This window comes from Albidovulum sp., from assembly GCF_049646345.1.
GTDB lineage: Bacteria > Pseudomonadota > Alphaproteobacteria > Rhodobacterales > Rhodobacteraceae > Albidovulum.
This window is the reverse complement of record NZ_JBARVQ010000467.1, coordinates 1-9,771: the sequence shown is the minus strand read 5'-3', so window position 1 is coordinate 9,771 and position 9,771 is coordinate 1. Positions and strand designations below refer to the sequence as shown.

The following is a 9,771-nucleotide window of genomic DNA, read 5'->3' as shown; positions in this document are numbered from 1 at the left end:
GTCTGGCGTGCCTGACGGACAAAGAGCGGCGGCCGTGCGTTGCTTACAGGGCGACGGGTCCGGTTGATTTCGCTGCCGAGATTCACCAGACGGTTATCGAATGCATCCGGCTTGTTGGAGCGGCTGGAGAACAAGCGGCCCAGAATGGAGGTTGCGAATTTCATCTTCCTGTCCTGCCTTTTTAGCATGCGCCCCGTATGACTAGGGATGCTCTTGCTCCGTGACGGAAAAGTGGCGGGGTCGCGGTCTTTCATGGGATTTCTCGCGACAGTTTAGTTCATTGCACACGCTGCATCTTCAATGCGGTGCAGACCGAGCTAACTGGACTCGGAGAGGAATCAATCGCGCATCGGCCATCACGTGCGCAGAACGCGGTAAACGGCCGGAATCACCAGAACGGTCAGCAGCGTCGATGAGGCAAGCCCGAAGAGGAGCGAGATGGCGAGCCCCTGAAAGATCGGGTCGGTCAGGATCACCGCCGCGCCGATCATCGCCGCGAGCGCGGTCAGCAGGATCGGTTTGAAGCGGATCGCACCGGCTTCGATCAGGATCTCGGTCAGGGGGCGGTCGCGGTTCGGTGCGTGGCGGATGAAGTCGACCAGCAGGATCGAATTCCGCACGATGATCCCCGCAAGCGCGATGAAGCCGATCATGGATGTCGCCGAGAAGGGCGCGCCGAAGGCCCAGTGGCCGCCAAGGATGCCGATGAAGGTCAGCGGGATCGGTGTCAGGATCACCAGCGGCACCTTGAACGAATGGAACTGCGCCACGACGAGGATGTAGATGCCAAGGAGCGCTACACCAAAGGCCGCGCCCATGTCGCGGAAGGTGACCCAGGTCACCTCCCATTCGCCGTCCCAGAGAAGCGTGGGCGTCGTTTCATCCTCCGGCTGGCCATTGAGCGAGATCGAGGGTTTGGGCAGCCCCGTCCAGTCCTGCGCATCAAGCGCGTCCTGCACGGCAAGCATGCCGTAAAGCGGCGCTTCGAAGGTTCCCGCAAGCTCGGCCGTCACCATTTCAGCCGCGAGGCCGTTGTGGCGGAAGATCGGGTGCGATGCGGTTTCCTCGGTGACCTCGACCACATCGCCCAGTTCCACCACACCCCGCGCGCCGGGCAGGACATTGGCCGGGATCGGCGTGGTCAGGAACGCCTCATCAAGCGTGCGTTCGCCTTTCGGCCTCTCCACTCGGATCGGGATCGGCTGACGGCCCTCGCCGCGATGGGAATAGCCGACCGTCGTGCCGCCGTTGAGGATGGCGATCGTGTCAAAGACATCCGCCTCCTGAACCTGAAAGAACTCGGCATTGTCGGTTGAAATCGTCGTGCGCAGCCGTCGGGCGGGTTCGCCATAGGAATTGTCGATATCGACGATGAAGGGGACCGAGCGGAACGCGTCTTCGACCTTTGCCGCGACCTGCCGCCGCGTCTCCGGGTCCGGCCCATAGATCTCGGCCAGCAACGTGGCCAGCACCGGCGGGCCGGGGGGCGGTTCGACGGTCTTCAGCGAGGTGCCCGCGGGCACCGGCAGCGCCATGATCCGCTCGCGGATCTCCAGCGCGATGTCATGACTCGTGCGGTCGCGTTCGCCCTTGGGCACAAGATTGATGGCAACCTCGCCCATTTCCGGCATGGAGCGCAGATAGGAATGCCGCACGAGGCCGTTGAAGTTGAAAGGGGCCGCCGTGCCCGCATGGGTCTGGACCGACCGCACCTCAGGCAGGTCCAGCACAACGCGGGCCACGGCCTGCGCCACAGCATCGGTTGCCTCGACCGAAGACCCTTCTGGCAGGTCGATTGTCACCTGCAATTCCGACTTGTTGTCGAAGGGCAGAAGCTTGACCGTCACGTCCTTGGTATAGAAAAGCGCGAGCGAACCGAAGGTGAGTACAAGCACCGCGCCGATGAAGCCCCAACTGCGCGCCTTGGTGGCCAGGATCGGCCGGGCGACGGCGGCGTAGGCGCGACCGAGCGTGCCGCCCTGCCCGTCCTCATGCCCATGGGTGGGGGCCTTGCCCGCCACCTTCAGCATCAGCCAGGGCGTGACCATGACCGCAACGAAGAAGGAAAAGATCATCGCGGCGGAGGCATTGGCGGGGATCGGGGACATGTAAGGCCCCATCAGGCCCGACACGAAGAGCATCGGCAGCAACGCGGCGACCACGGTCAGCGTGGCGACAATGGTCGGGTTGCCGACCTCGGCCACTGCGTCGATGGCCGCCTGCCGCCGGTCGCGCCCGTCATGCATGCCCCAGTGACGGGCAATGTTCTCGATCACCACGATGGCGTCATCGACAAGGATACCGATGGAAAAGATCAGCGCGAAAAGCGACACGCGGTTCAGCGTGTAGCCCATGAGCCAGGAGGCGAAGAGGGTCAGCAGGATCGTGACCGGGATCACCACCGCGACCACGACCGCCTCGCGCCGCCCGATGGCCAGCCAGACAAGGGCAATGATCGACACCGTTGCCAAAGCGAGGTGATAGAGCAGCTCATTCGCCTTCTCATTGGCGCTTTCGCCGTAATCGCGGGTAACCTCGACCGCGATGTCATGCGGGATGAGCAGACCCTCCAGCGCGTGCGCCTTGTGCAGGATCGCCTCGGCGACGGTGACAGCGTTCGATCCCGCACGCTTCGCCACGGCGAGGGTGACGGACGGGCGGCGGACAAGCCCATCCGCCTCTTTGGTGACCGTCGCGACGCGTTGTTCCTCGGCCCCCGTGGCAAAGCTCACATCGGCGACATCGCGGACATAGACGGGCCGCCCGTCACGGGTGGTCATCAGGAGGTTGCCAATCTCCTGCGGCGAGGACAGGGTTTCACCTGCAATCACCTCGATCTGTTGGCCCTGATCGCGGACATTGCCCACGGGCATGGCCCGGTTGGCGCCCTGCACCTTTCCAGCAAGCTGCTGCAGCGTGACGCCGTAAAGCGCCAGCCGCGCCGGATCGGGCGCGATGCGGATGCGTTCGGATGTCTCGCCGACAATATAGGTCAGGCCGACATCCGGGATCTTGGCGATCTCGGTTCTCAGTTCCCGGGCGATGCGGGTCAGGTCATTGGCGTTGATCCGGTCGGCGGCACCTTCCCTTGGCGACAGGGTCAACGACAGGATCGCCACATCGTCAATGCCGCGCCCAATGATCTGGGGTTCCGGCACGCCGACCGGGATGCGGTCCATATTCGCCCGCACCTTGTCATGAACCCGCAGGACGGCAGCATCGGACGAGGTGCCGACAAGAAACCGCGCCGTTACCATCACCTGATCGTCACGGCTTTGCGAATAGACATGTTCGACCCCGTCGATGCCTTTGACGATGGTCTCCAAGGGTTCGGTGATCAGCTTGACGGCGTCGGCGGCCTTCAGCCCATCGGCGCGGACCATGATGTCAACCATGGGCACCGATATCTGCGGTTCTTCCTCGCGCGGAAGCGAGATCAGCGCGACAAGGCCGAAGACGAAGGCGGCGAGCAGGAAGAGGGGCGTCAGCGGCGAGCCGATGAAGGCGCGCGTAAGGCCGCCCGCGATGCCGAGTTTGGGCGCGTCGCTCATGGCGTCACGACCGTATCATTGACGGCAAGGCCGGTCAGGACCTCGACCATCTCTGTGCCGCCCAGCGTCACCGCCGCGCCTAGTACCACGGCGCGCTCGGCCTCATGCCCGGCCTCGCTAACAGTGACAAAGTCGATGCCCGACCGCGTCGAAACCGCATCCGCCGGGATCATCAGCGCCTGACGCTCACCGACCGGAAGACGGACCAGCAGGCGCGCGTTGACATAGGCGGTATCCAAGTCTTCGACCTCAACATCCGCCGTCACCCGTCCGTTGTCGATCTGGGGGTAGAGCTTGGCGATGCGGCCCTCGCCTTCTTCGCTGCCGGTGGTGATGCGGATCGCATCACCCTCGGTCAAAGCGGTTGCATGGCGTTCGGGCACCGACAGGCGCAGGAAAAATCCGCCGCCGCCGATGGTCGCCACCGGTTCGCCCGGCAGGATCACCGCACCGGGCGTGACCGGCACGGTCAGCACGCGGCCTGCTGCGGGGGCCAATACACGCCCTTCGGTCTGTTGCTGCACGGAGATATCACGCTGCGCCTCGGTCGACGTGATCTGGCCGCGCACGACATCGACGGTCGTGCGCAACTGATCAAGCCGTTGCACGGTCGCGACGCCGCGCTCGACCAGCGCCTCACCGCGCTTCAACTCGGTTTCCGCCGTCGCAAGCTGCGCCTTCAGCGCCGCGATCTGGGCGTCATAGGCGGCGATCTGGAACTCGATTTTGTCGTCATGGACAAGCGCGATTTCCTGACCTTCGGTCACCGTGTCGCCCTCGCTGACCGAAAGCGCACGGATGGTGCCGCCGAGGCGCGCGCGGGCGGGGATCGTCTCTTTCGTTTCGATCCGGCCATAGACTGCCTTCCATTCCGGCAGGGTGACCCGCGACAGCGCTACGGTTTCGGACAGGGCCGGTCCGGCTGCCGCAATGAAAGAGGCGAGAAGAAGCGCGCGCATCGGAGGGGCCTTTCAGAAGGCGCAGCCGGGTTTGATACCGAGCTTGCGAAAAAGGGAAGCCGCCGGACAGAACCCGGTAAAGGCCGATTGCAGCAGGTTCAGACCGATGAAGACGGTGAACCAGACGAACCAGGGCGAGACCCAGACGGTCAACGCCACTGAAAGCAGTACCATGATACCGGCAAAGGCAAGAACAGAGCGATCAAGGGTCATGTTGCACCTCATATGTTTCGTACACATTCATAATTATGAATGTTAAGTGTCGATTGCAAGACGGCACGACCCCATTTCAGGGCCGCGCATGATTTTCCTCCAAAGGTTGGGCCGGTCCTTCCGGCAGCAATACCTTGATCAGTTCCGGCCCCAGCAGGATCGGTGCGGCAATAAGCGCGATCAGGGCCCAGTGATCCCACCCCAACGGGGTCGTATGCAGCAAGGCCTGCAAAGGCGGCCAATAGACAGCAAGCACCTGCAGGCCGAGCATGGCCAGAAAGGCCAGAATGAGCGCCGGGTTGGAGAACCACCCGATGCGGAAACAGGGTGAGCGAAGCGACCGGAAGGCAAAGACGCTGGTTTTTTCGAATACGACCATCGCGGTGAAGGCCGCCGTCCGGGCAATATCGACACCCTGATGCATGAAATGCTGAAAGACCCAGAGGCTGGCGCCGCCGGTATAAAGGCCGAAAGCGAGGATGGTCAGCAGGCCGGCCTTGCCCACGATCGGCTCATCCCGGCGGCGCGGGGGGCGGCGCATCTGCGCAGCCTCCGATTTTTCGACGCCCAGTGCCACGGCCGTGATCCCGTCGGTCACGAGGTTCATCCACAGAATCTGCGTTGCCAGAAACACGAGCGGGCCACCGATCAGGATATTGGCGAGGATCGCGATCACCTCACCGGCATTGGAGGACAGGAGGTAACGCACGAATTTGCGGACATTGTCGAATTGACGGCGGCCTTCACGGATTGCGCCGACGATGGTGGCGAAGTTGTCGTCAAGCAGGACGAGATCAGCCGCATCCTTGGCGACATCCGTGCCGCGCTGGCCCATGGCAACGCCGATATCGGCGCGCTTCAGGGCGGGGGCATCGTTGACCCCATCACCGGTCATGGCGACGACCTTGCCCCCGGCTTGCAGGCGCTCGACGATCCTGAGCTTCTGGCCGGGCGCGGTTCGGGCGAAAAGAACCTCGCGCTCAAGGGCCGCGGCAAGATCGTCATCCGTCATCGCGGCGACCGCATCGCCGGTCAGAACCAGTTCGGGTGCAAGGCCAAGATCCCGGGCGATGGCCGCGGCGGTTTGCGGCGCGTCGCCGGTGATCATGATCACCCGAATGCCCGCGGCCCGCGCACCCGCAATCGCGGCTTTCACCTCGGGGCGCGGCGGATCGATCATCCCGACGAAGCCGAGAAAGACCAGGTTCTCTTCCGGCGTATCAGGAATGTCGGCAAGATCGCGGGTGGCAAGGGCGATGACCCGCAATCCCTCTGCCGCCATCTGTTCATAAAGATCGTGAAGGGCGGCCTTGTCCTCCGACCCCATCGGCTGATCGTGCCCGCCCCGGCGTATCATCGCCGAAACACTCAGGATCGCCTCGGGCGCGCCCTTGGCATAAAGGCGATGACCGGACCCGTCCCGCAGGATGACGCTCATCCGCCTGCGATCCGAATCGAAGGGCAGTTCCAGCACGACCCGGTGGCGGTCAGGTTCCGGCACCCATCCCTTGTAGGCAAGCGTCACCAGCGCCCCTTCGGTCGCCTCTCCGATCATCTCCCACCCCGATCCGACCCGATTGAGGCGCGCATTGTTGCAGGTGATCGCAGCATTCAGCAGCGCGGACAGAGCGGCATCGTCTGCTGCCCTGATCCTCTGGCCCTCAGTCTCGACATGCCCCGCCGGATCATAGCCAGTGCCGGTGACCGTGTAACGGCGGTCGGGCGTCCGGACGACAGTTGCGGTCATCTTGTTTTCGGTCAGGGTCCCGGTCTTGTCGGTACAGATGACCGAGGCCGCGCCCAGAGTTTCCACCGCCTGCAGACGCCGCACCAGCGCTTTCTGCCGGACCATGGCCGAGGCGCCGAGCGCCAACGTCACCGTCACGACAGCGGGCAGACCTTCCGGCACGATGGCCACGGCAAGCGAGAGGCCGGTCATCACCATTTCGATCACCGGACGACCGACAAAGATGCCAAGACCCGCGACCAGCGCCGACAGGAACAGGGCCGCAATCCCCATCTGGCGCGCCAGCACGCCAAGGTGGCGCTGAAGATTTGTGATCTTGCCGCCCGCTGTCGCCGTCAGACCGGCGATCTTGCCGAACTCGGTTTCCGCGCCGGTCACCGTGATCACGCCCTCTGCCCGGCCTGCGGCCACCGACGTGCCCATTAAGAGACGGTTTTCACCCTCGGCAAGCGATTTGTCGAGCGGCGCCGATTCCCCGGTCAACACGCTTTCGTCGACCCGTAAGGCCATCGCGTAGACAAGTCGGATATCTGCCGGAACCCTGTCACCCGCTTCCAGAAGCACGGCATCGCCCGGCACAAGATCGCGGGCGGGGACAATCTGTTCCATCCCGTCACGCCGAACGCGCGCAACCGGCGAGAGCATCCGCCTGAGCGCGAAAATGGCCGTCTCCGCCCGCCATTCCTGAACGAAGCCGAGAATACCGTTCAGCAACACGACGAGCAGGATCGCAACCGTGTCGATGATATCGCCGATCCAAGCGGCCAATCCGGCAGCCGCGACCAGCATCAGGACCAGAGGGCTGGTGAATTGGCGCATCAGGACCGCGTAGCGCGACGCCCCGGCCTCTACTTTGATTTCGTTCGGCCCGAACCTCTGCTGCCGATCGACCACTTCGATTGCCGACAATCCGGCTGCGCTGACAGGCTTGATACCGGCATTCATTCACGTGCCCCCGATACTGCGGCAGCATTCTGCGGCAGACAGGTCGGCGGCGCCTTGATCCGGATCATGCCCGCATGGCGGGCGACAGGATCAGCCTGCGGCGTAGTCCCGGATGACGAAGTGCTTTGTCGTGGTTTCCACGACGTTCCAGAATCCCCGGAACCCGTTCGGGATCAGGAAGGAGTCACCGGTCCGGAAATCCTGCACATACCCATCCTCGGCGATCAGTTGCACATGGCCCGAGACGATGAAACAGAACTCGTCGCGCTCGGTAAAGGCGTGCCACTTGCCGCGCGTGCTGGTCCATGTCCCGGCCAGACAGGAGCCATCCGGGCTGGTATGCCGCATGCGCGTCACGTGATGGGGATCGCCAGCGACAACCCGGCCCGGAAGTTCGGCAAGACGGCGTTCGCTCACCTCATCCGGCTCACCGGCGAAATCAATGACATGTTTGGCCATGGTCGGATCTCCTTTGCTGCTTCTGTCGGCGGGTTGTGGGCCTGTCGGGTCGGGGGCGGGTGATCCCGCCCCCTTTTCGCAACACCGGACCAGAGGTCAGCCGACCTGCTGGGCGCGCATGTCGTCCTTGTTGATCCCGGCGACCTGAACGGGCTTTTTCATCGCGTCGCGCCGGAACGGTTCACCCAGTTCCTGATTGAGAACGACCTCGATGAAAGTGGTGATCCCGTCCTTCATCTGCTCTTTCACGGCGGTGTGCAGAACCTCGGTCAGCTGTTCCATCGTCGTGACCTGAACGCCCTTCAGGCCGCAGCCATCTGCGATCTTGGCGTAGTTGACGTCGAGGTTCAGTTCGGTGCCGACAAAGTTGTCATCGAACCACAGCGTCGTGTTGCGCTTTTCCGCGCCCCACTGGTAGTTGCGGAAGACGACCATGGTGATCGCGGGCCAGTCGCCCCGGCCACAGGCCGTCATCTCGTTCATCGAGATGCCGAAAGCGCCGTCCCCGGCAAAGCCGATCACCGGCGTGTCCGGGCAGCCGATCTTGGCGCCAAGGATCGCGGGCAGGCCATAGCCGCAGGGGCCGAAGAGGCCGGGGGCAAGGTATTTGCGACCCTTGTTGAAGGACGGATAGGCATTGCCGATGGCGCAGTTGTTGCCGATGTCCGAGGAGATGATCGCGTCTTCCGGCATCGCGGCCATGATTGCACGCCAGGCCTGACGCGGGCTCATCCGCTCTGGCTGGCGGGCGCGGGCGCGTTCGTTCCAGGTGATGCCCTCATCGGTATCTTCCTCATGGTCCATCGAGGAAAGTTCCTGCGCCCAACGCGACTTGGTGGTCGAGATCAGGTCCTTGCGTTCCGTGCGGCCCTTTTCGCCCGCACCTTCGGCAAGTTGAGCCAGCAACTGCTCTGCCACTTTCCGCGCATCGCCCTGGATCGCCACATCGACCTTCTTGGTCAGACCGATCCGATCGGAATTGATGTCGACCTGGATGACCTTGGCCTTGGTCGGCCAGTAGTTGATGCCATAGCCCGGCAGGGTCGAGAACGGGTTCAGGCGATTTCCGAGGGCAAGAACAACATCCGCCTTGGCGATCAGCTCCATCGCCGCTTTCGAGCCGTTGTAGCCGAGGGGGCCGACCGACAGCGGATGGTTGCCCGGGAAGGCGTCATTGTGCTGGTAGTTGCAGCAGACCGGCGCGTCGAGCGCCTCGGCCAGCCGCGCCGAGGCGTCGATGGCGCCCGACAGGACAACGCCCGCACCATTCAGGATGACCGGGAATTCGGCCTCGGACAGCAGCTTGGCCGCGGCCGAGATCGCGTCTGCGCCACCTGCCGGACGTTCCAGCCGGATGATCTGCGGCAGTTCGATATCAATCACCTGGGTCCAGAAATCGCGCGGGATGTTCATCTGCGCGGGCGCAGAGCCGCGCCACGCCTTTTCGATCACCCGGTTCAGAACCTCGGCCATCCGGCTCGGGTCGCGGACCTCTTCCTGATAGCAGACCATGTCCTCGAAGAGTTTCATCTGCTCGATTTCCTGAAAGCCCCCCTGCCCGATGGTGCGGTTGGCCGCCTGCGGCGTGACCAGCAGCAGCGGCGTGTGGTTCCAGTAGGCGGTCTTCACGGGTGTCACGAAGTTGGTGATGCCCGGCCCGTTCTGCGCGATCATCATCGACATCTTGCCGGTGGACCGGGTGTAGCCGTCAGCGATCATCCCGCCCGAGGTTTCATGTGCGCAGTCCCAGAACTTGATCCCGGCAGCCGGGAACAGGTCGGAAATCGGCATCATCGCCGAGCCGATAATACCAAAAGCATGTTGAATTCCGTGCATTTGAAGCACTTTGACAAAGGCTTCTTCGGTGGTCATTTTGGTCATGGGAACTCTCTATGTT

At 63.4% G+C, this 9,771-nt stretch carries 6 protein-coding genes; all 6 read right to left on the bottom strand.

From position 1 onward, the window contains the following. Positions 1 to 356: 356 nt before the first annotated feature. The gene (locus WBB85_RS11715; protein WP_432638792.1) at positions 357 to 3,551 is read right to left on the bottom strand and encodes an efflux RND transporter permease subunit; all 3,195 of its coding nucleotides are present in this window, start codon (positions 3,549 to 3,551) and stop codon (positions 357 to 359) included. Further along, a complete protein-coding gene (locus WBB85_RS11710) occupies positions 3,548 to 4,510 on the bottom strand; it encodes an efflux RND transporter periplasmic adaptor subunit (RefSeq protein WP_432638791.1) in 963 nt (320 codons plus the stop codon). The genes WBB85_RS11715 and WBB85_RS11710 overlap by 4 nt, the downstream gene beginning before the upstream one ends. Before the next feature lie 12 nt (positions 4,511 to 4,522). Next, positions 4,523 to 4,723 (bottom strand): YgaP family membrane protein, encoded by a 201-nt coding sequence (locus WBB85_RS11705; RefSeq protein ID WP_432638790.1) that lies wholly within the window; start codon positions 4,721 to 4,723, stop codon positions 4,523 to 4,525. Between the two features lie 76 nt (positions 4,724 to 4,799). Continuing rightward, a complete protein-coding gene (locus tag WBB85_RS11700; RefSeq protein WP_432638789.1) occupies positions 4,800 to 7,415 on the bottom strand; it encodes a cation-translocating P-type ATPase in 2,616 nt (871 codons plus the stop codon). A 90-nt stretch (positions 7,416 to 7,505) separates the two neighbouring features. Beyond that, positions 7,506 to 7,874 carry a cupin domain-containing protein gene (locus WBB85_RS11695; protein WP_432638788.1) on the bottom strand — a complete coding sequence of 123 codons (369 nt, stop codon included), beginning with the start codon at positions 7,872 to 7,874 and terminating at the stop codon, positions 7,506 to 7,508. A gap of 96 nt (positions 7,875 to 7,970) precedes the next feature. After that, positions 7,971 to 9,746, bottom strand: coding sequence for a sulfoacetaldehyde acetyltransferase (gene xsc, locus WBB85_RS11690; protein ID WP_432638793.1), 1,776 nt, complete (start codon positions 9,744 to 9,746; stop codon positions 7,971 to 7,973). Positions 9,747 to 9,771: the final 25 nt, after the last annotated feature.

What these genes read in the sequence shown, in the direction of transcription:
- WBB85_RS11700 (WP_432638789.1), bottom strand. Translation starts at nt 7,415, where the DNA reads ATGAATGCCGGTATCAAGCCTGTCAGCGCAGCCGGATTGTCGGCAATC.
- xsc (WP_432638793.1), bottom strand. Translation starts at nt 9,746, where the DNA reads ATGACCACCGAAGAAGCCTTTGTCAAAGTGCTTCAAATGCACGGAATT.
- WBB85_RS11715 (WP_432638792.1), bottom strand. Translation starts at nt 3,551, where the DNA reads ATGAGCGACGCGCCCAAACTCGGCATCGCGGGCGGCCTTACGCGCGCC.
- WBB85_RS11695 (WP_432638788.1), bottom strand. Translation starts at nt 7,874, where the DNA reads ATGGCCAAACATGTCATTGATTTCGCCGGTGAGCCGGATGAGGTGAGC.
- WBB85_RS11710 (WP_432638791.1), bottom strand. Translation starts at nt 4,510, where the DNA reads ATGCGCGCGCTTCTTCTCGCCTCTTTCATTGCGGCAGCCGGACCGGCC.
- WBB85_RS11705 (WP_432638790.1), bottom strand. Translation starts at nt 4,723, where the DNA reads ATGACCCTTGATCGCTCTGTTCTTGCCTTTGCCGGTATCATGGTACTG.